Source organism: Chitinophaga agrisoli, assembly GCF_008386695.1.
In the GTDB taxonomy this organism is placed as follows: domain Bacteria; phylum Bacteroidota; class Bacteroidia; order Chitinophagales; family Chitinophagaceae; genus Chitinophaga; species Chitinophaga agrisoli.
Genome location: NZ_VUOC01000004.1, coordinates 1,199,303 through 1,222,411 on the forward strand (window position 1 = coordinate 1,199,303; position 23,109 = coordinate 1,222,411).

The window sequence follows — 23,109 nt, forward strand, 5'->3', positions numbered from 1 at the left end:
CTTCCCTAAATTTCTTCTTATTGTAGACACACTTTTTGTTTATATAATGTACGAGATAACCATCTTATATACTACCTTATACAAATGGACATATAAACGCTCATACCATAAATACATATCTATCCTATTATTTGCTAAAATAATACCCCATTACGTAAATAAAAAACCGGAATAAGAATATTCCGGCCTTTACCTAAACCTACAACTGTTACACTGTTAGTAACGCTCTTTAATATTTTCTGAATGTGCGGACATGCAGTATAAAATTTCCCTTGTGCTTGTCTGCATATCCGCACATGATATCTTATTAGTGCATCGCTGATGCATCCAGTTTTCCCTGTTGTTTATTCGATTTTACCAGTAATACAATCGGCACAAAGACCAGGAACAGCACACCCAGGTAAAGGAATACATCCATATAGGATAATACGGTCTGTTGTTTGGTAATAGCGCCTTCCAATGCCTGGTAAGCAGATTTAAGGGCTGTTTGCGCATCCATGCCTTTTTGCATAAAGTTCGCCTGCATGGCGTGAATCCTGTTCATCACCGTTGGGTTGTTCGTATCCAGGTAGCTTACCAGGTCATTACGATGCAGCTGGTTGCGGCGCGATACAAAGGTGGTGATGAGCGCGATACCAAAGGAACCGCCTAATTGCCGCATCATACCCGTGAAAGCTGCGCCTTGCCCGATCTGTACCCCTTTGAGGGAGGAGAGCGACATGGCCGTGATAGGAATGAACAGGAAGCCCAGGCCTACACCACGCACGATCAGCATCCAGAAGAAGTCCGGCTTACCGGTATCCGGCGTGATGATCTTATAACCCCAGAAGCTGTAGATGAAGAAAGAGATCATACCTACGGCTATCAGGTAGGGCTGCGGAATCCCCCTTTCCAGCATTTTACCAATGAGCGGCATCATAAAGGCGGTCATAAGCGCAGCAGGCAGCATGAGCAAACCGGACTGCGTGGCGGTCCACCCCATTAACCCTTGTGTGTACAGGGGTAAAATGAAGGTGGACCCGTACAAACCAAATCCCATGATAAACGATAAAATAGTGCCGATCCGTAAATTGCCATTCTTTAACACACGCAGTTCCACTATTGGGTTCTTGTACACCAATTCTCTCCAGATAAAGAAGAAGAAACTCAAAACCGAGGTCACCGTTAAGATGGTGATCGTTGAATCATTAAACCAGTCGTCTTCCTGCCCGCGTTCCAACACATACTGCAACGAGCCAACCGCTGCGGCCAGGAAACCTATTCCCCACCAATCAATTTCATTCGCCGCTTTCTTTTCTGCATATTTGGGACTACGCACAAATTGCAGTGTCAACAAGGTGGCTATTATTCCTATGGGTATATTGATGTAAAAAATGTTAGGCCAGGAAGCGTGATCTATAATATAGCCGCCCAATGGAGGTCCCAGGGTAGGGCCGATGATCACGCCCAATCCGTAGATAGCCTGGGCCATGCCGCGCTTTTCCGGCGGATAACTTTCTGTAATGATGGTTTGTGAAGTTACCAGCAGGGCGCCACCGCCTACCCCCTGGATGAACCGGAACAGTACCAGTTCCCAGAGCACGCTGGCATTACCACATAAGAAGGATGACACAGTAAATATTACAATGGATACCGCGAAATAGTTACGGCGTCCGAACTGTTGCGCCAGCCAGCTGGTCATGGGTATAATGATCACGTTACCGATGGCATAGGCAGTTACTACCCAGCCCACTTCACTTACCGTAGCACCCAAGTTGCCCTTCATATCATTCAGGGCCACATTCACGATAGTGGTATCCACTATTTCCAGCAGCGCGCAGAATATCGCGGTAATGGTGATGATCACCCTGCGCGCTCCGTATTCTACCAATGATGCCTGTTGTGTCATAAAATCAGTCTTAGTACTTTATTAGTCAAGATGTACGTCTACCAGTACGTTCAAGCCGGCGCGGAGTTGTTTCACTACTGCATCTTCCGGGTTATCGAACTCTATTCTCACGGGCAGGCGTTGTACTACTTTTACAAAGTTACCGGAGGCGTTATCCGGGGGCAGCAGGGCAAAACGTGCGCCGGTGGCCGGGGAGAAAGATGCTACATGGGCATCCAGGTCTTTTTCCGGGAAGGCGTCAATATGGATTTTCACTTTCTGTCCAACCTTCATCCTGTCCAGCTGTGTTTCCTTGAAGTTGGCTACTACCCATATTGCGTTATCCAATACTATGCTGAAGAGGGACTGGCCGGCCTGCAGGTACTGTCCGGACTGTACGTATACTTTAGATACCCTGCCGGATTCCGGCGCGGTGATCACGGTATAAGAGAGGTTCAGTTTAGCGTTGTCCACATCTGCCTGACGTTCTTTGATCGTTGCCTGCGCGGCGCTGATCTGTTTAGCGGTGGCATCGCTCTGAGAGGATACTACGCTGGTCTGACGGGCGGCATACGCTTTTTGCTCCTGTAATACCTGCAGCTGACGCTCAGCTGTTTGTTTAGCGGCCAGGGCCTGCTCGTATTGTTGTTGTGTGATAGAGTGATCCTTTATCAGGTTAGCATAACGGTCATAGTCCTGAGAGGCGCGCCAGAGGTTTACTTTAGCGGCTTCTATCTGCGCATCTACCGTAGCTACATTTGCCTGGGAAGACACGATGTTTGCGCGGGAAGTGGTGGTATTGGCTTCTGCCACACCTACGTTCGCCTCTGCTGCAGCCATGGCGGCTTCTGCCTGTTGTACCTTTATCACCAGGTCACGGTCGTCCAGTACGATCAGGGTATCACCCTTTTTTACCTGCTGGTTATCCTTTACTCTTATCTCTTTCACATAACCGCTCACACGGGGGATCACGGGACTCACATTTGCATCAATCTGTGCATTATCTGTTTCTTCGTGATGCAGACCATGTACATAAGTTTTGATACCGAAGATCGCACCACCGATCACCAGCACACCCAGGATGATAATGAAACGCGGGTTCCTTTTCTTAGGAGCAGGCTCCTGTGCTGCGCCGTTATCTGATTTATGGCTGGCAGATCTTACTTCATTTGCTTTTGTTTCCATAAAGACCTTAAATTGAAATTAGTTGTTGTTTAGTTACTTGTTTGTTATAGCTCAGTTATTCTCTCCCAGTACACCTGCTGCCTGGAGCAGCTTATTATAAGCCACTACGGCGTCTGCGCGTGCAGAGGTGTAGTTCAGTTTGGCCTGCAGTTCCGCGACATCTGCTTCGAGCAGGTCAGTGGTGGTTGCCAGGCTGTTGGTGTGCTTGTTCTTTGTGATGCGGTAATTCTCATCCGCCTGCTCGATTGCCGTTTCGTACATGTCAATCTTCTTGCGGCTTACAACGTAGTTTTCGTAGGCCTGATTCACCTGGAGGTGAATATTATCCGTTAGCATCTCTTCATTGATCTGTACTGCCTTAAGCCTGTTCTTTGCATCTTCTACCTTGTCTCCGGTCTTCCACAGGGAAGACAGGTTATATTTCAGGCCTACGCCTACGTTTACTGCATTGGTGACCGTAATTACGTTGGGGATATATGCTGCTACATAACCGCCGGTGAGCGCCAGTGAAGGATAGTAATCTGCCTTAGCAGATTTAATATCTGCGTTGGCGGCTTTTTCGTGCGCCTGCAGAGAGGCAGCGTCCTTACGCTTTTGCACGGCCAGCTGTTCCCACTCGATCACATTCTTTTCTGTGGCGCCGTTGTTTCCCAGGAAAGTGGTATCCAGTTCCAATTTGGTATCTTCCGGAAGGCCCAGCAGTATATCCATATTTACATTGGCTATATTCCGGTCGCTTTCTGCCTGGGTTAAGGCTACTTCAACATTGGACTGTTGCAGTTGCGCCTTTAACAGATCGTTGCGGGCCATGATGCCATTCTTCTCCATGCTCACAAAATCGCTTACGCGCTGTTGTGACTGTTTAAGGTTTTCCTGTACCAGGTTCACGGCTACGGTAGCTTTATACAGGTTGCTGTAAGCGGCTACGGTGTTCTGGATCACTGCTTCGCGGTCATGATCTGCATCCAGTTTAGTGGCTTCCGCCAAATAGCGGGCAGATTCTTTGCCGGCCTGTAATTTAAAGCCTGAAAACAGGGGCACTGTTACGGTGGCTAAACCATAGGCTACCTGGTCTACCTTAGGGAAGCTTTCGCCGCCCCCGCCGTTGTTGTCGTCTGATTTCATTTTCAGATCCACATTGGGCTGGTTGATGCGCAGGTAGGACCCTGATACGCTGGCCTCCGGCAATTGTGCAGCGTTGGCTGATTTTACGGCATTCAGGGCTGAGGTGATCTTCGTCTGGTTTAATTTAAGCTGTTTGCTGTTCTTTATACCTAATTCAATTGCCTCATTCAATGAAAGGCTTTTACTGGTTTGTGCTTCTCCTGGTAAACTCCAGGCCAGCAGCATTCCCAGGAACATTATCCATGACGGTCTGTATAAACTCCTAGCATTCATTGGTTAATACTACTTTAAACAAATTTTTTAAATGAGCACTTATTTTTTCTTTCAGGGTAAGACGGAACTTTTCATCCTGTGTGGCCTCCATGTTCCATAGTTTCCGCAAAAATTTCTCAGAGATGATCATGTGATTGGTAGTACCTACGAGGGTATTTACCATCATCAGGGGATCTACATGATTATTGAACACCCCTTTTTTCTGTCCTTCTGAAAACAGCTTTTTGATCATATCATACATCTGCTTCTTCACTTCCATGATCAGCTCTGTAGCCACACCTTCCTGTGTTGCCTGCGCTCTTACCATTATCCGGCAAAAACTAGGGCGGTCTGTGATCTTAGCCACGAACATGTCTATCAGCCGGTATATTTTCTCCAGTGGGGCCAATTCTTTATTCTTTACCAGCTCGTCCAGACTGCGCTTTACATCCATCACACGGCTGAGAAAAATTGACTCTATAAGCCGGTCCTTAGAACCGAAATAGTAAGATATCATGGCGATGTTCACATCTGCCTCCTGCGCAATGTCCCTGACAGACGCCCCATCGAACCCGCGCATCGCAAAAAGCCGCTCCGCCGTGTCCAGGATCTGTAGTTGTTTTTGATTAAAATCCATTATCGCTTCCTCCATGATTTCAAATGTTGTTAAACACTTAATTCGGACACAAAATTAAACGTTTGTTTAAGTTAAACAAATGTTTAATTGAATTTTATTGGAGATAATTTGTAAGTAATTGATTATCTGAATCAAATAAAATGGGATTATTATACTTCAGCAATGGGTAAAATTATCTACTGTCCCGTTGGCGAAAAATGGGCCTCCTCCCCTTTGGCACAACTGGCGCGTTAATTGAGGCCGGATAAAGCGGCAGTATACCCATATCACGATAAAACACGCTTCCAGTTATGTCATCAAGACCCAAGATTTTTACCTGGCATGTTCACGGCAGTTATCTATATTATCTGTCACAAGCAAATTTTGATATCTATCTCCCGGTGGATGAGACCCGGTCAACGGGCTATATTGGCAGGGGGCCAACCTTCCCTTTTGGCGGGAACGTATATGAGATACCCCTGGAAGACATACCCAAGGCCTCATTTGACTGCATCCTTTACCAGAACTCACGGAATTACCTTACGGACCAGTATACGGCCCTAACGCAGGAACAGCTGCAGCTGCCCCGGATCTACCTGGAACATGACCCGCCCCAGGAGCATCCTACTGACACCAAACACATTGTAGATGATCCTGATGTATTGCTGGTGCATGTAACACATTATAATAAGCTGATGTGGGATAATAACCGCACCCCCAACACGGTGATCCCCCATGGGGTGACCGTACCGCCGGATGTGCATTATACCGGGCAACTGGAAAAAGGTATTGTAGTGGTGAACAACCTGGCCCAGCGGGGGCGCCGGCTTGGGCTGGACATTTACCAGGAGCTGGCCCGGCAGGTACCGCTAGACCTGGTGGGCCTGGAGGCTGAAGCCGCCGGCGGACTGGGAGAAGTACTGCATCCCGTATTACCGGCATTTATAGCGCAGTACCGGTTCTACTTTCACCCCATCCGGTATACCAGCCTTGGGCTGGCGCTTCTTGAGGCGATGATGCTAGGATTACCGGTAGTAGGGTTAGCGACCACGGAACTGGCTACTGTCATCCGTAACGGGCATTCCGGCTTCATTGATACGGATATAAACTGCCTGGCCGAGAAGATGCAGTGGCTGCTGCGCCGCCCGGAACAGGCAGCCCGTATGGGAGAAGAAGGCCGGAAAGTAGCGATGCGGTCATTTAATATAGAGCGGTTTGCGAAAGATTGGGAAAAAGTGGTGAGTAATGTAATGTCCGGCCGCCTGAACGGCTTGAACAATGAGGGCTTTCCTATTGGCAGTGGCGACCGTAGCGGGTCACCGATCATTAGCAACCCATGACGGACAGGCCTATTGCGAAGGTATGATAAACTTTAAGCCACCGCCGGTTGTTAAAACCAGCGGCGGGTATATTTAGTATATTATTTATAAGGATACAGACCAACTATGAGCCAGATCAAAAAGATAGCTATACTGCGGGCCCTTCAGCTGGGCGACCTGATTTGTCTGATCCCGGCGGTGCGGGCACTGAAGAAGGCTTATCCCCGGGCGACCATCACCCTGATAGGATTGCCGGGGCAAAAGGGGTTTGCCACCCGGTTCCGGCATTATTTCGATCATTTTGTGGAGTTTCCCGGCTGGCCGGGGCTGCCGGAACAAAAGCCGGTACTGTCCAGGGTGACCCGTTTTCTGACAGATGCACAATTGCAGCAATATGACCTGGTGCTGCAATTACAGGGCAATGGCACGCATACCAATGAGCTCTGCGAGCTGCTGGGCGGGAAACGGACCGCTGGCCTGCGGCTGGAAGGCGCTTACTGTCCGGATGAGCAGCTATTCCCTGTTATGACGGAAAGCGAGCACGAGATACTACGGTTGCTGAAAGTGGTGCATGCTCTTGGCGTTCCCCTGCAGGGCACAGCACTGGAATTTCCTGTAACCACCAGTGAATATGCCGCGGCTGATAAGATCATGCAGCGCCTGCACCTGACAGCCGGACAGTATGTATGCCTGCACCCTGGCGCACGGGATTGCCGGCGGCGCTGGTCACCCGCTAATTTTGCCGCCATAGGCGATACGCTGGCGGCAGCCGGTTATCAAATATTGGTCACCGGTTCCAAGGAGGAGCAATCCCTGACCAAAGCGGTGGCCGATCAGATGCGATACCGGGCTATTGACCTGGTGGCAAGCATAGGCCATACCGGTATTGGCGAACTGGCGGTGCTGATCCGTGGGGCAGCCGCCCTGCTAAGCAATGACACCGGCGTATCGCATGTAGCAGCAGCGTTGCAGACGCCCAGCGTAGTAGTGTTCTCGCATTTTTCAGATCCGGATCGCTGGGCCCCGCTGGATGCATCACTGCACTTGACCATACCGGCGGCACAGTCACACGACCTGGGCGTTGTGCTGGCAGCTATGGAGAAAGTGCTGCAACGGCCCTTAGCAGCAAATAAAACGGCCGCCCATGTAGTACAGGAGCAGCCGATTGTTTAATAATATGGCAAGGCAACTTTACCTGCTGACCATCGGTACTTATAGTAGCCCGCATTTGGTGGTAGGGTGTAACGTTGCGATGCAGTTGCGATGCAATTACCCGCCTCAGAGCTGTTCAAAATGCGCGATAAAATGCCTCAATAACGGCGTTTCGTAAGTGATCTTATACCCCTTGATGTTATTCCGCCGGTTAAACACCTCCACAATCACCTCAGCTACATAATCTATATGGCTTTGGGTATATACCCTACGGGGAATGGCCAGCCTTACCAGCTCCATAGGCGCTGGAACCAGTGCCCCATCCGGCCCGTATTTACCAAACATAACGGAGCCTATCTCTACGCCACGTACCCCTCCTTCCACATATAAGGCGCCGCATAATGCCTGTCCGGGATACTCGTGGGGCGGGATATGGGGCAGAAAGGCCTTTGCATCCAGGTAAACAGCATGGCCCCCGGTGGGCTTGATATAGGGCACGCCGGCAGCATCCAGCTTCTCCCCGATGTATTCTATGCTGCGGATACGGTATTGCAGGTAATCTTCGTGCAGGACTTCCTCCAGGCCTATGGCAATAGCTTCCAGGTCCCGGCCGGCCAGGCCGCCGTAGGTGGGGAACCCTTCCGTAATGATCAACAGGTTGCGGCATTCCATGGCCAGCTGCTCATCGCGCATGGCCAGGAAACCGCCAATATTGGCAAAGGCGTCCTTTTTTGCGCTCATGGTGCAACCATCCGCATAAGAAAACAATTCCTGGGCAATGGAGAGAATGGTACGGTTTTCATATCCCGCCTCCCGTTTGCGGATAAAATAACAGTTCTCCGCAAAGCGGCAGGCGTCAATGAACAGGCGCACGCCGTAACGATCGCATATTTCCCTTACCGCCTTTACGTTGGCCATACTTACCGGCTGACCGCCGCCGGAATTGTTTGTTACCGTAATAATGACCAGCGGGATATTCTCTGCCCCCTTTTCCCGGATGAATTGCTCCAACGCGGTTACATTCATATTGCCTTTAAAAGGCGCAACTAATGCAGGCTGCTTACCTTCATCACAGAGCAGGTCCACCCCCTCCGCGCCGGAAAACTCAATATTAGCCCGGGTAGTATCAAAAAGGGTATTGCTTATAAAATATTTGCCCTTACCGCCGGTAATGCTGAAAAGGATCTTTTCTGCCGCACGGCCCTGGTGTGTGGGAATGATATAGGGCATGCCTGTGATATTGCGTACAGAGGTCTCAAACCGGAAAAAACTGTCGCTGCCGGCATAACTCTCATCGCCGCGCATGATACCGGCCCATTGCTCACTGCTCATGGCGCTGGTGCCACTGTCTGTAAGCAGGTCTATGATCACATCCCGCGCATGGATCAGGAAGGGATTAAAATGCGCCTGTTGCAGAATCCGGATGCGCTCTTCACGGGTAGTAAAGTAAATAGGCTCTACCGCCTTTATTTTAAAAGGCTCTATAATTGTTTTCATATGTAGTGTCAGGTATTAGATACAGGTATACAAGACAACCCCTGGCGGAGCGCCTTTGTTTAATGGTGATATAATAAAATGGGAAATGAACGCCCGGGTTGGGCGGGGAAGCATCAGGTAGGGCTCTTAATGATATTTTTCCAAAGGTTCATCTAATGCGAAAATAGGGAATTTTTACCAACGAACAGAACGGTTAAAAAAGAAGGCTGTCTTAAAAGTGAAGGTGCCGTTGAGCACCACTTTAAGACAGCCTTTCATTCAACGGGTTAGTCCCTTAATACCGCATAATAGCCGCCATAGGGCTATCTGCAGGCATCTGATGTTTATCTAACATAAATACTTCCGCGCCGGTTTCCACGGCTTTAGCGGCAGTAGCGTTCACCAGGCATTCATCCCCGGGTTGTTCTGTATCATGCAGCTGCAGGTCGTTACGCTGTTCATCAAAAGCGCCCCATAACTGTGCGTCCTTTTGGATGAACAATACGTCTGCGCGTGCGTAATAACTGGCAGGTATCACATCCGCCAATACAGAAGAAGTGCGGCCATTAGCACTGTTGTTAGCGTATCGTTCCAGGGCCTGCCGGCAATGCTGTTCAAAATACGGCTGCATTTTTTCCTTCGCTTTTTCATACAGGTCTGTTATGCGCCCGTGTTCGTAGTTACCTATCAGCGCATCATCCATCATGTGTTTGTACTTTGAGCGTTTTTTGAAAATAGGTATCATATAGTCCACGGCGGCCAGGAGCAGCGGCGTATTTTTGGTGGACAGCACCTCTTTCCAAAGGGTTTCATCCACTTCGTCAAAATACATGGATATGTTTTCTTTATCATCCGGACGGCCTGCGCCCATACCGTGATAATTAGCGCCCTGGCCGGGGCCTGCGCCTCCTGTACGGAAAAAATCTTTACCGTCTTTCTCTTCAAAATGCACTACATCATCCATACCGTTTGGCATCCCATTCACCGGTACTTCCCACATACCAAATGCATCTGCTTCATATAAGGTGGCTTTATGCTTGCTGAGCGCCAGTACATAAAAATGTTCCTTATTGGTGAGCAATGGCAGCAGGGCGCCGATATGGAACGAGTGGTTGATATAACATTGTTCCGCCACACTCATTGGCAGCTGTATATATTTGAAATACCCGTCTGCGATAAACAGGCCTAAGCCATGTTCCTGGCCGCGCCAGAAACTGCTATCCTGCTGGAGGTTAAAGGCTGGTTGCAATACGGCTTCTGCCTCATCTGCGGATAAACCTTTCTGCACCAGCTGCTGCTGGGTTTGTTGAAGTAATTTCTTTAGCAGGATGGCATCCTGCTGTTCATTTACTGCCACACCGGATCTGTGTGTAGGCATATACAAAGTAATGCAGTACCCGGTTGTAGCATGATATGCTGCAATTGTGGTGAAATCTTCCCGGGTTAGGTTACCGGGCAAAGGTTCAGCCTGGCCGGCAACCTGCTGTTTTTTGTAATTAGACTGTGAGGCGTATTCCTCCTCCTCTCCTTTTGCGGTATTCCTGTTAGGGTGCCGCATGTGTACATTAGGCGCCAGTTCATCTTCTCCACTGGTATATCTGGCGGTCATTTCCTCATCTCGTTTTAATCCTTCTTCGTCAATAGTGGGCCTTAATCCCAACCTGGCTTCGCGGCCGGAGCCGGAGGGTTTTCCTTTAAGCGGAATGAATTTTCCTTCTCTATCTTTTCCCATAGTTAACAGTTTTATTACTCAAATAAGGGCACAAACACTATACCATATGAGCTTATATTTGTAGTGTATGCTGGACCAAATACAACAATCATTGAGCCATTTGCCCTCTTGGTTAGGGAATATCATTTTGGCAGCCTGTGCGCTGATCACCGGGTTTGCCATTAAAGGGTTATTATCGTTAGTACTGCACCGCTCTGCCAAAGCGCCGGTAGAAGAATATTCTGTCATACGTTCAATACTGAAACGTTTAGGCACACCGGTTACTTATTTTTTGCCGGTACTGATGTTGAACGCTTTCCTTCCTTTGATGGAGCTCCGGCCCAAAGAGCTGACAGTGTTCAGCTCCATTGTGGAAGTACTGCTGATCATCACTTTTGGCTATATTCTGATCGGCATTGTAAAAGTGTTTGAAGACTATGTAGTACATGCGTATGACCTTAAAAAATCGAATAATCTGCGGGAGCGGAAGATACGGACCCAACTGCAGTTTATCCGGAAATTATCCGTTAGTGTGATCGTTATACTGGTAGTTTGCGCGGTATTACTCAGCTTTGAAAGCCTGCGCAAGATAGGTACCGGTTTGCTGACCGGCGTAGGCGTAGGCGGTATTATTGTGGGTTTTGCGGCGCAGCGTTCCCTGGCTAATTTCCTGGCGGGATTGCAGATCGCTTTTACACAGCCGATACGTATAGATGATGTACTGATCGTAGAAGGGGAATGGGGACGCGTGGAAGAGATTACGTTGACGTATGTGGTGCTGGGCATCTGGGACCAGCGGAAATTGATATTGCCTATTAATTATTTTATAGAGAAGCCTTTTCAGAACTGGACGCGGACGGGCTCTGCGATCCTGGGAACCGTGTTTTTATACCTGGATTATAGTGCGCCGGTGGATGCGCTGCGGGCGGAGTTTGAAAGATTGGTGACGGATCATCCGTTATGGGATAAACGGGTAAAGGTGATGCAGGTGACCAATGCGACGGATAGGACGATGGAGGTTAGGTTGTTGATCAGCGCGGTGAATTCTGGGCAGGCGTTTGATCTAAGGTGTTTTTTGAGGGAAAGGATGATAGCGTTTGTACAGGAGCGGTATCCGGAGAGTTTGCCGAAGGTGAGGGCGGAAATGAGTGGGGAGAAGAAACCGATAGCGGATGAATTAGGAACGGGGAGGTCTGGGATGGAGTTATAGGGGAATATTAAGTTTGTTTATCGTTCTTTTGTTCATAGCTCTTTTTTTACTTCCTCAATCCGTCCATCGGGATACTCCGCCATTAGTTTGCCATTTCTACCAAAATAAATCGGTAATCCTTCGGAAAATGCCTTTTCCTTGGCCCGCCTGAGGATATTTTGGGCGGCTTGTTCAAATTCCTCATCCGTCATTTCAAAGACGGACTTTGAGGCGCCTCCGTAGAGTAATATGATCAAGGACGATAGCCGCTACTTTTCAACGCAAACAATCAATTTTTATCAAGTTCCACCGGCACCGAGCCGCAAAAGTGCCATGGAGAAAGGCCTGTCCCGGGGTCTTTTAAGTACCTGAGGAAGCGTGGAGATAACTTGAATTGGTTACTGCTAAATGTACCTTCATAAGACCTGGAGATGTATAAAGATTCGCCTATTTCCAGCCTGACCCGCATCATGTTCTTATCTTCACCCTGATATTTTAAAGCGAGCAGCAAAACAAACTCTCCCGGGTGCACTTTGAGCCCGAAATGTCCATTTCCGCAAAAATCAAATGATTTACCTTCAATAGGCCGCCAGGACCAGTCCTCCCGATATATAGCTTCCTGAATACCGAAAGCGTAATTATCTTTCCCATAGAAGACCTTTGTTGAGGATGTCTCGTTCACTACATAGATAGGAAAATAATAAAGGCCGTATGGATGGTATTCATTCTTATAATGAACAGATCTCGCATAATCTATGAAAATTTGAAAGCCATCGGTGGAAAGGGTATCACTGGGTGAAGGATGGCTGCGCTCTTTTATAATATCTACTTTCGGTATGGTATCGTCCAATAGAAAACGCTCGCCCAATGAGAGTGTATCTGTAAATTTATGCTTACCTCCAAAAATGAAAGTTTCTTCGTTAATGCAATCCATTTTCTTGTATTCGATCGTATCTGTCGTGGGGGATTGTATTACAACAGGCAGATGAAAATCCCTGGAAATTCCTGCTGACGGCTGATCAGATGAATTACAGCTTATTATCAACGGAAATAAAAGAAATACAATTGCCTGGTATTTTGTCATAGGGATATTGTCTGCTTTCGATAATCTGCTAAAGATAATAAAGAGATGCTGCTATTTTAACGCCCCCTTTACTGTTTTTAATGCTTCCTCTACCCGTAAAAAACAATAATTTTGCGCTGCCGTTATCGTCAAACTCAAATCAGTATGAAAAAGCAGCCGGTACTAAACACCACACCTCCCTGTAAAACAAGAATCCTGGCCATCAAAGACGCCATGGAGATCTTATCCGGAAAATGGAAATTACATATCATTGGCACCCTTATAGAGGGGAACAAATTGCGTTTTATGGATCTGCTCCGGGAGGTGGAAGGCATTGCACCAAAAGTATTGTCAAAGGAATTGCAGGACATGGAGGTGAACCAGCTCATTAGCCGCACGGTTTGCAATACTAAACCCATAACAGTAGAATATGAGATCACTGAGTATGGCAAGACACTGGAGCCGATCATTGATGAAATTGCCAAGTGGGGAATGGCCTATCGGACATCTTTGCTAAAAAAGCTGCCTCAGTGATCAAAATCCGCGAGATGAATATCCCGCGGCTAGCTAATAAATGCTGATAAAATAAACGTCTGGCCTGTCCGGCCAATAATTTTACTTCCTGATCCAGAGCGCGCCATTTTTACTCTCGAAAACGGTCAATTGATCTTCCTTCACCAAATTTACCAGCCGCTGTTCCGCTTCCTGAAAAGTCATGTCACTAAGTTCAGCAAACTCCCGCAGGGTGAGTGTGGGATAAACGGCAAACAGGCTTTTCCAATCTCTGGCATAAACGGCTTTTTCAGCGCCCGCGAACACCTTTTTTATGCCGGCCTCGAAGTTGGCATATGGTTTAACGCCGTAGATTATTTCGGTATCGCCGGAAGCGTTGGAAACAAATAAGGTGGGGAAGCCTCTTACGCCTAGTTTTCTGGCCAGGGCAAGATCTTCATTAAACAATTCTTTGGCTTTACCTTCAAAATCAGCCTTCAATTGCTGGGTATTTAAGCCCGCTTGTGTGCCGGCTTGTTCTATATACTCCCATTTAGTGATGTTTTTCTTTTGCAGGAACACCATTTCCCGCAGCGCCCTGAGAAAGGCAACGGCTTTCAATTTATCCTGCAGCTGAGCGGCCTTACATGCGATGGAAGGAGGATAAGAGGAGTCAAGCGGGTCTGCGAGCCAGACATCCCCATCAATTGGCATTTTGTAATGCAGGCTTACTTCGTCCCAATGATGCGCTACATCTGATGGTTTGCTTATACCACCGCTATTATAGCTCCAGTCGGGCAATAAGCCTCCCATATGATAGTTGATCTCTATATCCCGGCCGTATTCGAGCTTTAGCTTTTTTAACTGCGGTTCTATCCCCCAGCAGGAAGAGCATATAGGATCCGTAAAGTAGACTATTTTAACAGGTTTATTTTCAGCAGTAACATTTTGCGTCTTTCCATCCTGCCCAGTTGCTGGTATTTCGCAGATCCCGGTCTCGGGATCACATAACAGCGGGTTTGTATTCGCTTTCATTTCCGGTGTTTTAATCCGGGGCAAACTTACCGAACAGTCCAGGCATGATCCCCATGGATTCCCTCTATGTAACCAGTTACCTGGAGGTAACTACCGGAAAAAATGGATATATTGGGTAAGCAAATCTTCCCTTTAAGATGATGAACAGGAGGACTTCTTACAAACTGCGGCAGCTGGGGATCATTACGGTCATATGGCTGATAATAGGCTTTTTTATCCCCCTATATGACCGTCTCGCGCTTTCCACCACCAATGCGGTAACCCCTGTGCCTAAATACAGTATTGCCGAAGCCGTGGCCATTAATATGGGCGCCGCCCTGATAGGCGCATTACTGGGCGGCAGCCTGCTGGTCTTTTATGTAAATGTGAAGTTCCGGGACAAGTCTTATGGCTATACCATTCTCACGGTGGTATTGTCCTTCCTGGGGGTGGTGGCGATCGTAAATGTAGTGCTGCGGTTATTTGCCATCCCCTCGGACCCGTTCCGGATACTAAAGAACTGTATGATCTGGGGCGTGATAGTGGCTATTACGCAGCTATTCCTGCAGATCAATAATAAATTCGGACAGGGCGTTTTCTGGAATATTTTGCGGGGCAAGTACAATACGCCTAAGGAAGAAAACAAGATCTTCATGTTCCTGGACCTGAATTCCTCTACTACGATAGCAGAAAAACTGGGCGACAAAAAATACCATGCGTTCCTGAAAGACCTCTTTACAGACATTACCAATCCAATCCTGGATAATAAAGGAGAAATATACCAGTATGTAGGTGATGAAGTGATCGTAGCCTGGAAGCATGACGATGGTATACAGAACAGCAAATGTGTACAATGTTTTTTTGATATCAAATACCACCTGCTACAGCTAAATAACAAGTATATGAAGCTGTACGGGGTAACTCCTATTTTTAAGGCTGGTATCCACTGCGGCAAGGTGGTAGCCGGTGAAGTAGGCATCATTAAAAGAGATATCACTTATTCCGGCGATGTCTTGAACACCACCTCGCGTATACAGGATATGTGTAAAGAGTTTAACCAGGAGGTAATCGTTTCCGGCGATCTGGCGGCCTCCCTGCGGCTGGCTGGCAATTTTGCCACGCAGACACTGGGGTCGATCAAACTGAAAGGCAAACAGAAAGAGATGCTGCTGATCGCATTAAAATCAATCATACCTTAATGAAAAAGGGAAACCCTGTACTAACTACACCACACGGGAGCAGTCTGGAGAGCATATAAGCACCTTAACTAAATTTACTGATCCTTTCCAAAAATACCTTCTGACGTAACATGCCATCTTTCCTGCTTAAGAAAATGCCCATCCAATTCGTCACTGAAAAAGTCCTTAATAAAAATATTACCCTGTCCGTCAATATAGCCATAGCGCTCCTTCCGTTGCAGGTCATCTCCGTTGATGTAAGTGATGACTAACCTGCTGATAATCTTGTTGCCTGATACTGTAAATAACATATTAATGAGCTGCTGCGGCTTATATTCGCATGCGGGGCAAGGAATATCCTCCAGCACTATTGCTGAATAGATAGTTACGCCTGCTGTTTCTGTTATCTTCCGTATCATCAATGAGGCAGTATCGCCTATGGGTTTCAATCCCAGCTTGTGCAGAAATTGCGGCGGAAAGACCCCATCCCTGGGGAGCTCTTTCAGTGGAACGGCATACCGGCCTCCGGTAGAAAAATCCTGATAAGTGAAGATACTCAGCGTATCGATATAGGTGGTTAGGTAATAGGGCGTGCCCGTTGGGGTAACATTGTGCCATTGCTGCGGAAACTGTTTCAGCAAGATCGGGGACCCATAAGGGTAAGAAAACGCGGGAAGGGCATGCAGGGTATGCAGCAGCTCTTGCCTGATGGTATCCGCATCATTTCCCTGGGCCCGGGCATGCAGCGGGAGCAATGTAGATAAGGTTAACAGGAGGCTTAGCAACATTTTATGCTTTGACATTATACTCGGGTTTTGAATTTAAACATAGCGAATCTGAAAGGGCATACTAACTGAGTGTGCTTTCTCCGGGCAAATCTCCTTCGTCGTTATACATATTTTCTGAGATGGTTCGTACATAAAAAAATAGTATTTCTGCTCAAATCATCGTCAATGATCATTCTTTCTTAATTCATTATCAACTGCATGCTAAATGGCGATTAAGGTATCTTAATTTTCCTTTCAGACGCGTTTTTTTAAGGGATCACCCCTTGCCGGCTTTTGTGGTAAATTGACTATTATTCATCAAATAACCATAAAGAAACCATGAAAAAGAAAACGTCCCAACCCAAATTACAGCTGACAAAGATCAAAGTATCCAGCCTGAGCCGCCCGAACAATGAAGCAGCACAGCAACGTACACTGCCCATCACTTTCATCATCATTTGTGGCGGCACTACCACTTCCTGGATCTGCACTAACCTCTAATTACGGAAAAAGAAATCATTTGAAAAGTGAATGAACGGCATGTCCATTCACTTTTCTTTTATGAATATTATTTTATCGTCTCCTTCACCTGCCCGCAGGTCATCATTTCCTCTCCAAAATAAGGGTTTTTAATTTCCTTACTGGCAGACAACCACGCGGCGCCCTTGCTATCATTCGCCATAGGACAGGAATCTACATATAGCTCACCGCTGTTTAAACCGGTTGATCTAACCAATGCGATCATTTCCCTGCTAAGGGCGATGTATTGTGTACGTTGCGCCTCCAGAGAGCCAGCCAGGGCAATCTGCTGTGCGCTCTTAGCGATTGCTGCGCCGCCCGGCAGCTCCTTTGCGCCTGCTTCGATGGCTGTACCGGCTACTTTAGCTTCATTAGCGTCGCTATTGATAAGGGCAGTGGTCAGGTGTACGTAGTGCTGGTAAACTGCCTGGGCTTTTTCGTCTTTTAATTGTACGGGGGCGGCGGCAGCCTGTTGATGCTCCTGTTGCTCTTTTTGTTGTTGCTGCTGTTGTTGCTGTTGTTGTTGTTGTTGTTGCTGGCTGTTTCCGCAGGCGGCCAGTAATATAACGGCCAATACGGGTAATGCTGTTTTAATGGCGTGTTGTAACATGATCGGATCTTTTATTTACGTTAAAAAATTAATGTGCATGTGTTGCTAATGGATTAGCGCCTTTCTTCAATACATATTCGCTGTAAAGCAGATATGCGCCGGTTACCACTACTGTATCGCCGGACTGCAGGCCGGTGGTGATCTCTACCTGGTCCGCCGTCTCTGTGCCTGTTTTCACTACGCGCGGGGCAAAATGGTCTGCGCCTTTTTTTATCCATACATGGGCGCCTTTGCCATCGCGGATCACGGCGTCTACCGGCAGGGTGAGCACATTGCTGCGGGAGGCAGCCGGCAGTAAGATGTTGGCCTGCAGGCCCGGCTGCCAGCGGTGATCCCGGTTACGGATCACACCTCGTAGCTGCGCCAGCTGGGTACCACTTTGCAGGGCGGGGGTAATAAAGTCTATTTGCATATCCACCGGTTCGTTCTCCCAACCGCTAACGGTTACCTTTACCTGCTGGCCGGTCTTTACCTGGCTAAGCTCTGCGGGATATACATCGGCTTCTACCCATAGCTGATCATAATCTTCCAGCTGCAGGATGGTGCTCCCCTCTCCTACATATTGCCCTTCTGTAACGGATACCGCCGCTACTACTCCATTCACCGGCGAGGTATAAGTAAGATAGGGATCTGTTTTCTGCTGTTGTTTGATGCGGTCCAGCGTGGCAGCCGGTACATCGTACAGCAGGAGTTTCTGGCGGGCAGCGGCCTCTATCTGCTGAAAGCGGGCATTATCCGGGAAGGCGGCCGTTTGGGCGGTAGCCACCAGGTATTCCTGCTGCAGGGCGGCCAGCTGCTCCGCATAAATGCGGTACAAGGGCTGTCCTTTACGTACGGCTACGCCAGTTTCTTTTACATACAGTTGTTCTATACGGCCAGCGGCCCGGCTGCTCACGTAAGCCGTACGCTGCGGGTCTGTGACCAGGCGGCCGTTGAGGCGTTTGTACTGGTCCAGGTTACCGGCGCCTATCACCATGGTGGAAATATTGGCCAATGCCATCTGGTTCTGGTCCAGCATTAGTTCCTGCGCGCCGCCGCCGGTGTTTACGGGCACCAGGTCCATACCGCAAATGGGACAGGTACCCGGACCGTGCTGCACCACCTGCGGGTGCATGGGGCAGGTGTAATTAACCTGCTCCGCATGGGTATGCGCCGTTTTTTTATCACTGCTGCAGGCGCTGAAAAATATAAGCGCCGCTATGCTGAGTAATTGGATGATACGTTGCATGTGCGTTACTCTTTTACTTTAATAAAACTCTCGCTATCTACGAGAAAATAAGCGTTGCGGGCTATGTTCCAGCCGGCAATGCTATCCAGTACCTGTACCTGGCCTTTCTCACGGAGGCCGGTGGTCACTGGTACGGGCCTGTATACTGTGCCTTCCTGTTTAAAGATCACGGAGCGGCTGCCCAGTTGCAGTACGGCGGCTGCCGGCAGCCACCAGCCACCCGAGACCGTTATTGGTATGCGGGCGGTCAATAATGTGCCGGCATTAAAGGGTTGCCCCTGCAGGTAGACCCTTACCAGGGTAAAATTCTCACCGTTGCGGAATACCGGTTGTATAAGGCCTACGGTACCTGTTATACCATCGCCGTTGCCGGAAGCGCTTTGCAGCACCAGGGATTGTCCCTTGCTGATATAGCTGGCGGTTACCGGTTCCAGGGCAAATTCGCCTACCAGTTTATCTGCTTTGTAAATGGTAAAAAGGTTCTCGCCGGCGTTTACGTACTGGCCTTCGCGTAATAATACCGGGGTATTGGCAACCGGGGCTGCCGCCGTGGCGGGAGTAGCAGCGCCCATGCCCATGTTATCACCGACAGGAGGCGCGGCGGTAACGGAGGCAGGGGCTGGTTGTGCAGCCTTGTCGATAATATATCCGCTGGCATTGCTGTATACATTTACCCGGTACAGCGGCTGACGGGTCTGCATTACCTGGGCCAGTTGTTGTGCATTCATACCCATGAGCAACAGGCGTTGTTTAGCGCCTTCCAAAAGGGAGGGATTATCATTAGCCGCCTGTATAAACAGCAGTTCGCGTTGCGCGGCTACCAGGTCCGGCGCATATACCTGCATGATCAGCTGGCCTTTTTTTACGGGCTGATAATTGTATTTGATGTACAACTTTTCTATACGGCCGCTTACCCGGCTGGCGATGCCAGTTTCGCTGCGGGTATCATATACCACTGTGCCTTTTATCTCCTTTAGCACAATGCTGTGTGCTTTTTCCGGTTGTACGGCGCCTACCTGTGAGAGGACCTGTTCGTTTACCGGTTGCAGCAGTGGCGCCAGGCTGGTATCCGGTTTTTCCGCCTGCATGTGCTGATGATCGTGCGCGGCAGGTTGTGGTCCCTGCCCGCAAGCGGATAACAGCAAAACAGCGCTTATGTTAACGATATAGTTCCTTTTCATATTCCACTATCATTTCGTAAAATTTGAGCTTTTCGTTCAGCAGGTCTGTCTGCGCCATGGTCAACGCCTCCCAGGCATCAATGATCACGGGCAACTCCAGCTTGTTTTCCTGGTAGGATTGAAAATCCGCATCCAGGGTACGTTGCAGCGTGGGCAGGATCTTGGTTGCTGTAGCATGGATATGCTCCTGCATAGAGACGATCTCTGTTTCCATACCGTACAACATACCCTGTGTTTCCTGCAGCATCCCGGCTTTTTCCATTTGCATGGACTGTACGTTCAGCTCCATGGCCTTTACCTCATTCTTATACATCTTAGAGGCCCAGGGCACAATGGGGATACTTACCATGCCCATGATATTATACTGTCTTGGCTGACCGGCCCGCAGCGGCTCCATATGATCAAAACGGATGCGGAAGTCCGGGCGTTTGGCCAGCTTCATGGCGTCAATATTCAGCTGCATGGATTCGATGCCCGCGTTCATCTTTTGCACATCTTTACGGTTAGCCGCCAGCATGGCGGTATCGTAAGAAGGCGCAGGCGTGAACAAGGGCGCAAAAGCAGTGTCTATCTCGAAGGCCTCTGTGCCGGGGCGGTTCATCAGGCTGTTGAGCCAGGCCCTGGCTTTATCTATGAGCCCCTGCTGCATATGCATCATATTATGGTTTTCCGCTACCCTGCCGGCGGCTTTATAAATGCTGCCCAGCTGCGATTGGTTATAAGGATACCGCACCTCCGCTATCTTCTTCATGGTTTCCATGATCTGCTGATTCTGCTCCAGCAGGCGTATACGCGCCGCGGCGATGACCCAGTTATAGTACAGGCGTTTGGCCTGGGCTTTGAGCTCATTTAAGGTCACTTCCCGGCTGGCTTTTTCGATATTACCCTGGGAGGCGATATAGCGTTTTTTTGCCCGCAGCTTGCTGGTGTTGGGAATATCCTGTTCTACCTGGAACATGATGGCGCCTTTATCCATCGGCATCACATCCTTAATACCCGGGTAGGGCGTCATAAAGGTGCCTGCGCCCACCATGGGCGCCATCCAGGCGGTAGCTGCTTTGGCGCTATATTCATAAGCGGCCGCTTTGAGCGTATAAGCGCCTAATTTCACGTTATTATGATCTATGCGCTGCAGGATAGTATCCAGCGATAAAACGGGCGCCTGCGCGCTGGCAGACAGCGTAACGATACACAGCAGCCAACTTATTTTAATGTTGTGTAGCATACACCTCCAGTTTACCGTATTTGCGTAATTCATATTCTTTTGTCATTAAAAAGATGAGGGGCGTTACCAGCAGGATATGGGTGGAAGAAGTGAGCACACCGCCTATCATCGGCAATACGATCGGCTGCATCACATCCGTACCCACGCCGGAGGCCCATAATACCGGCACCAGCCCAAACAGCGATACACATACGGTCATCAGTTTGGGCCGCAGGCGTTTGGCCGCGCCGGCCACTACGTACTCCCGCAGGTCCTCGCGGGTAATAGTGGCCGCGGAGTTGCCTTTTAGCTTTACCAGCTGCTGCATGGCATCATTGAGATAGATGACCATGACAATACCTGTTTCCACCGCAATACCAAATAAGGCGATAAAGCCCACGGCCACGGCTACGGACAGGTTTACGCCCCAGATATAGATAATATAAGCCCCGCCTATCAATGCAAATGGCACGGTGACCAGGCTCAGGAAGGCTTCGCGGATGGAGTGGAAAGCAAAATACAGAGAGAAGAAGATGATGACCAATACCACGGGCGCAATCCACATCAGCGTTTGTTTGCCGCGGATCAGGTTCTCATATTGCCCGCTCCATTCCAGGAAATAGCCCGCAGGCAATACCTGGTTAGCGCCGCCGGACCGGGCGTTGATCTTATCCATCGCTTCCTGTACAGTGCTGCCCAGATCCCGGCCGCGTACGTTGAACATCACGGCCCCGCGCAGGATAGCGTTCTCTGACAGGATCATGGGCGGGCCGTCTTCAAATCCTATATCAGCCACCTCGCTAAGGGGTATCTCGCCAAAAGCCGGAGAGCGCAGCGGTATTCTGCGGATCTGCGCCAGGCTGTTGCGGAAGTCCTGCGCCAGCCGGACACTGATAGAGAAACGCCGCCGCCCTTCGATGGTATTGCCGATGGACGCGCCGCCCAGGGCTACTTCTACTGTCTGGTTCACATCATCCACACTCAGGCCATAACGGGATAATGCCTCGCGGTTTACGTTAATGGACAGGTATTTGCCGCCAGTGACCGGCTCCACATACAGGTCCTGTATGCCGGGTGTGCCTTCCAGCAATGCTTTCACCCTTGCTGATACGGCGGCAATGGTATCCAGGTTCTGGCCAAATACTTTGATGCCTACATCTGTACGGATGCCCGTAGCCAGCATGTTAATGCGGTTGATGATGGGTTGTGTCCATCCGTTGACCACACCCGGGATCTGCAGTTTTTTATCCAGCTCGCTGATGATATCTTTTTTGGTAATGCCCTTGCGCCATTGTGATTTAGGCTTGAGCATGATGATGGTCTCTATCATGCTGATGGGCGCATTATCCGTGGCGGTATTGGCGCGGCCGGCTTTGCCCAGCACTTTATCCACCTCCGGTATGGTGCGGATGATCTTATCCTGTACCTGCAGCAGGCGTTTGGCTTCCGCATTGCTTACATCCGGCAGGGTAACAGGCATAAACAGGATGCTTTGTTCATCCAGCGGGGGCATAAACTCTGTGCCTAAACGCAGCAGCAGGGGAATGGAGATGAGCAGCGCCAGGATATTAATGGCCAGTGTGGTCTTGCGCCAGCGCAGCACCCAGCGGATCACCGGTTCATATACACGCTCGAGTACCCGGTTTACCGGGTTGGCGTTATCCGGCCGGAACTTACCTTTCATAAAAAATGAAATGAGCACCGGGGCCAGCGTGATGACCAGCACCGCATCTACCAGCATGATGAAGGTCTTGGTGAAAGCCAGCGGGTGGAACAGCTTACCCTCCTGGCCGGTGAGCATAAACACCGGTAAAAAGGAAGTGATAATGATAATGGTGGCAAAGAATACGCCCCTGGACACTTGCTTGCTGGACTGTTCTATGATAGACAGCCGCTCTTCTTCTGTGATCCAGTCCGGTTCCCTGTTGAATATTTTCCTTAATCTTTTCATGGTAATGATT

General features: G+C 49.1%; 21 protein-coding genes. 6 read left to right on the forward strand and 15 right to left on the reverse strand.

Annotated elements, in window-relative coordinates:
* Positions 1 to 307 precede the first annotated feature (307 nt).
* The 4 genes from F0L74_RS23860 to F0L74_RS23875 are packed head-to-tail and all read right to left on the reverse strand — an operon-like array spanning position 308 to position 5,081.
* A complete protein-coding gene (locus F0L74_RS23860; protein ID WP_149840425.1) occupies positions 308 to 1,888 on the reverse strand; it encodes a DHA2 family efflux MFS transporter permease subunit in 1,581 nt (526 codons plus the stop codon).
* A gap of 21 nt (positions 1,889 to 1,909) precedes the next feature.
* Positions 1,910 to 3,052: an HlyD family secretion protein gene (locus F0L74_RS23865; protein ID WP_149840426.1), complete on the reverse strand. Its 1,143-nt coding sequence runs from the start codon at positions 3,050 to 3,052 to the stop codon at positions 1,910 to 1,912.
* Between the two features lie 51 nt (positions 3,053 to 3,103).
* Positions 3,104 to 4,414 carry a TolC family protein gene (locus F0L74_RS23870; RefSeq protein ID WP_246197802.1) on the reverse strand — a complete coding sequence of 437 codons (1,311 nt, stop codon included), beginning with the start codon at positions 4,412 to 4,414 and terminating at the stop codon, positions 3,104 to 3,106.
* 25 nt (positions 4,415 to 4,439) lie between these two features.
* Positions 4,440 to 5,081, reverse strand: coding sequence for a TetR/AcrR family transcriptional regulator (locus tag F0L74_RS23875; protein WP_149840428.1), 642 nt, complete (start codon positions 5,079 to 5,081; stop codon positions 4,440 to 4,442).
* Positions 5,082 to 5,356: 275 nt separating this feature from the next.
* Here F0L74_RS23875 and F0L74_RS23880 point away from each other — a divergent pair, with 275 nt between their 5' ends.
* The gene (locus F0L74_RS23880; RefSeq protein ID WP_149840429.1) at positions 5,357 to 6,385 is read left to right on the forward strand and encodes a glycosyltransferase; all 1,029 of its coding nucleotides are present in this window, start codon (positions 5,357 to 5,359) and stop codon (positions 6,383 to 6,385) included.
* Between the two features lie 105 nt (positions 6,386 to 6,490).
* Positions 6,491 to 7,537, forward strand: coding sequence for a glycosyltransferase family 9 protein (locus F0L74_RS23885; protein ID WP_149840430.1), 1,047 nt, complete (start codon positions 6,491 to 6,493; stop codon positions 7,535 to 7,537).
* A 105-nt stretch (positions 7,538 to 7,642) separates the two neighbouring features.
* On the opposite strand, the gene F0L74_RS23890 is transcribed toward F0L74_RS23885, so the two are convergent.
* Both F0L74_RS23890 and F0L74_RS23895 read right to left on the reverse strand, forming a co-directional pair.
* Positions 7,643 to 9,013 (reverse strand): tryptophanase, encoded by a 1,371-nt coding sequence (locus F0L74_RS23890; RefSeq protein WP_149840431.1) that lies wholly within the window; start codon positions 9,011 to 9,013, stop codon positions 7,643 to 7,645.
* Positions 9,014 to 9,287: 274 nt separating this feature from the next.
* A complete protein-coding gene (locus tag F0L74_RS23895) occupies positions 9,288 to 10,724 on the reverse strand; it encodes a baeRF7 domain-containing protein (protein ID WP_149840432.1) in 1,437 nt (478 codons plus the stop codon).
* A 67-nt stretch (positions 10,725 to 10,791) separates the two neighbouring features.
* On the opposite strand from F0L74_RS23895, the gene F0L74_RS23900 reads away from it, so the two are divergent.
* Entirely contained in the window at positions 10,792 to 11,913 is a 1,122-nt protein-coding gene (locus F0L74_RS23900; protein WP_149840433.1) for a mechanosensitive ion channel family protein, read from the forward strand.
* Positions 11,914 to 11,945: 32 nt separating this feature from the next.
* Here F0L74_RS23900 and F0L74_RS23905 read toward each other — a convergent pair whose 3' ends face one another.
* Complete coding sequence (locus tag F0L74_RS23905; RefSeq protein ID WP_246197803.1) at positions 11,946 to 12,104, reverse strand: hypothetical protein; 159 nt, start codon at positions 12,102 to 12,104, stop codon at positions 11,946 to 11,948.
* Positions 12,105 to 12,181: 77 nt separating this feature from the next.
* Positions 12,182 to 12,976, reverse strand: a complete 795-nt coding sequence (locus F0L74_RS23910; RefSeq protein WP_149840435.1) for a hypothetical protein — start codon at positions 12,974 to 12,976, stop codon at positions 12,182 to 12,184.
* A 144-nt stretch (positions 12,977 to 13,120) separates the two neighbouring features.
* Between F0L74_RS23910 and F0L74_RS23915 the strand changes: the two genes are divergently transcribed.
* Positions 13,121 to 13,489 carry a winged helix-turn-helix transcriptional regulator gene (locus F0L74_RS23915; protein ID WP_149840436.1) on the forward strand — a complete coding sequence of 123 codons (369 nt, stop codon included), beginning with the start codon at positions 13,121 to 13,123 and terminating at the stop codon, positions 13,487 to 13,489.
* A gap of 81 nt (positions 13,490 to 13,570) precedes the next feature.
* Here F0L74_RS23915 and F0L74_RS23920 read toward each other — a convergent pair whose 3' ends face one another.
* Positions 13,571 to 14,482 (reverse strand): ClpXP adapter SpxH family protein, encoded by a 912-nt coding sequence (locus F0L74_RS23920; protein WP_149840437.1) that lies wholly within the window; start codon positions 14,480 to 14,482, stop codon positions 13,571 to 13,573.
* Positions 14,483 to 14,619: 137 nt separating this feature from the next.
* Here F0L74_RS23920 and F0L74_RS23925 point away from each other — a divergent pair, with 137 nt between their 5' ends.
* Positions 14,620 to 15,660 (forward strand): adenylate/guanylate cyclase domain-containing protein, encoded by a 1,041-nt coding sequence (locus tag F0L74_RS23925; RefSeq protein WP_213087063.1) that lies wholly within the window; start codon positions 14,620 to 14,622, stop codon positions 15,658 to 15,660.
* A 74-nt stretch (positions 15,661 to 15,734) separates the two neighbouring features.
* Here F0L74_RS23925 and F0L74_RS23930 read toward each other — a convergent pair whose 3' ends face one another.
* Positions 15,735 to 16,442, reverse strand: a complete 708-nt coding sequence (locus F0L74_RS23930) for a hypothetical protein (protein ID WP_149840438.1) — start codon at positions 16,440 to 16,442, stop codon at positions 15,735 to 15,737.
* Between the two features lie 303 nt (positions 16,443 to 16,745).
* On the opposite strand from F0L74_RS23930, the gene F0L74_RS33365 reads away from it, so the two are divergent.
* Complete coding sequence (locus tag F0L74_RS33365) at positions 16,746 to 16,907, forward strand: hypothetical protein (RefSeq protein ID WP_188316135.1); 162 nt, start codon at positions 16,746 to 16,748, stop codon at positions 16,905 to 16,907.
* 67 nt (positions 16,908 to 16,974) lie between these two features.
* On the opposite strand, the gene F0L74_RS23935 is transcribed toward F0L74_RS33365, so the two are convergent.
* Genes F0L74_RS23935 through F0L74_RS23955 form a run of 5 tightly spaced genes read right to left on the reverse strand, consistent with a single transcriptional unit; the run spans position 16,975 to position 23,099 of the window.
* A complete protein-coding gene (locus F0L74_RS23935; protein ID WP_149840439.1) occupies positions 16,975 to 17,535 on the reverse strand; it encodes a DUF3347 domain-containing protein in 561 nt (186 codons plus the stop codon).
* Between the two features lie 28 nt (positions 17,536 to 17,563).
* A complete protein-coding gene (locus F0L74_RS23940) occupies positions 17,564 to 18,763 on the reverse strand; it encodes an efflux RND transporter periplasmic adaptor subunit (RefSeq protein WP_149840440.1) in 1,200 nt (399 codons plus the stop codon).
* Positions 18,764 to 18,768: 5 nt separating this feature from the next.
* A complete protein-coding gene (locus F0L74_RS23945) occupies positions 18,769 to 19,944 on the reverse strand; it encodes an efflux RND transporter periplasmic adaptor subunit (protein WP_149840441.1) in 1,176 nt (391 codons plus the stop codon).
* Positions 19,922 to 21,169, reverse strand: coding sequence for a TolC family protein (locus F0L74_RS23950; protein WP_213087064.1), 1,248 nt, complete (start codon positions 21,167 to 21,169; stop codon positions 19,922 to 19,924). Before F0L74_RS23950 ends, F0L74_RS23945 begins: the two co-directional genes overlap by 23 nt.
* Entirely contained in the window at positions 21,153 to 23,099 is a 1,947-nt protein-coding gene (locus F0L74_RS23955; protein WP_149840443.1) for an efflux RND transporter permease subunit, read from the reverse strand. Before F0L74_RS23955 ends, F0L74_RS23950 begins: the two co-directional genes overlap by 17 nt.
* Positions 23,100 to 23,109: the final 10 nt, after the last annotated feature.

Coding starts and splice junctions, on each gene's coding strand:
- F0L74_RS23860 (WP_149840425.1), bottom strand. CDS start 1,888: ATGACACAACAGGCATCATTGGTAGAATACGGAGCGCGCAGGGTGATC.
- F0L74_RS23865 (WP_149840426.1), bottom strand. CDS start 3,052: ATGGAAACAAAAGCAAATGAAGTAAGATCTGCCAGCCATAAATCAGAT.
- F0L74_RS23870 (WP_246197802.1), bottom strand. CDS start 4,414: ATGTTCCTGGGAATGCTGCTGGCCTGGAGTTTACCAGGAGAAGCACAA.
- F0L74_RS23875 (WP_149840428.1), bottom strand. CDS start 5,081: ATGGAGGAAGCGATAATGGATTTTAATCAAAAACAACTACAGATCCTG.
- F0L74_RS23880 (WP_149840429.1), top strand. CDS start 5,357: ATGTCATCAAGACCCAAGATTTTTACCTGGCATGTTCACGGCAGTTAT.
- F0L74_RS23885 (WP_149840430.1), top strand. CDS start 6,491: ATGAGCCAGATCAAAAAGATAGCTATACTGCGGGCCCTTCAGCTGGGC.
- F0L74_RS23890 (WP_149840431.1), bottom strand. CDS start 9,013: ATGAAAACAATTATAGAGCCTTTTAAAATAAAGGCGGTAGAGCCTATT.
- F0L74_RS23895 (WP_149840432.1), bottom strand. CDS start 10,724: ATGGGAAAAGATAGAGAAGGAAAATTCATTCCGCTTAAAGGAAAACCC.
- F0L74_RS23900 (WP_149840433.1), top strand. CDS start 10,792: ATGCTGGACCAAATACAACAATCATTGAGCCATTTGCCCTCTTGGTTA.
- F0L74_RS23905 (WP_246197803.1), bottom strand. CDS start 12,104: ATGACGGATGAGGAATTTGAACAAGCCGCCCAAAATATCCTCAGGCGG.
- F0L74_RS23910 (WP_149840435.1), bottom strand. CDS start 12,976: ATGACAAAATACCAGGCAATTGTATTTCTTTTATTTCCGTTGATAATA.
- F0L74_RS23915 (WP_149840436.1), top strand. CDS start 13,121: ATGAAAAAGCAGCCGGTACTAAACACCACACCTCCCTGTAAAACAAGA.
- F0L74_RS23920 (WP_149840437.1), bottom strand. CDS start 14,482: ATGAAAGCGAATACAAACCCGCTGTTATGTGATCCCGAGACCGGGATC.
- F0L74_RS23925 (WP_213087063.1), top strand. CDS start 14,620: ATGATGAACAGGAGGACTTCTTACAAACTGCGGCAGCTGGGGATCATT.
- F0L74_RS23930 (WP_149840438.1), bottom strand. CDS start 16,442: ATGTCAAAGCATAAAATGTTGCTAAGCCTCCTGTTAACCTTATCTACA.
- F0L74_RS33365 (WP_188316135.1), top strand. CDS start 16,746: ATGAAAAAGAAAACGTCCCAACCCAAATTACAGCTGACAAAGATCAAA.
- F0L74_RS23935 (WP_149840439.1), bottom strand. CDS start 17,535: ATGTTACAACACGCCATTAAAACAGCATTACCCGTATTGGCCGTTATA.
- F0L74_RS23940 (WP_149840440.1), bottom strand. CDS start 18,763: ATGCAACGTATCATCCAATTACTCAGCATAGCGGCGCTTATATTTTTC.
- F0L74_RS23945 (WP_149840441.1), bottom strand. CDS start 19,944: ATGAAAAGGAACTATATCGTTAACATAAGCGCTGTTTTGCTGTTATCC.
- F0L74_RS23950 (WP_213087064.1), bottom strand. CDS start 21,169: ATGCTACACAACATTAAAATAAGTTGGCTGCTGTGTATCGTTACGCTG.
- F0L74_RS23955 (WP_149840443.1), bottom strand. CDS start 23,099: ATGAAAAGATTAAGGAAAATATTCAACAGGGAACCGGACTGGATCACA.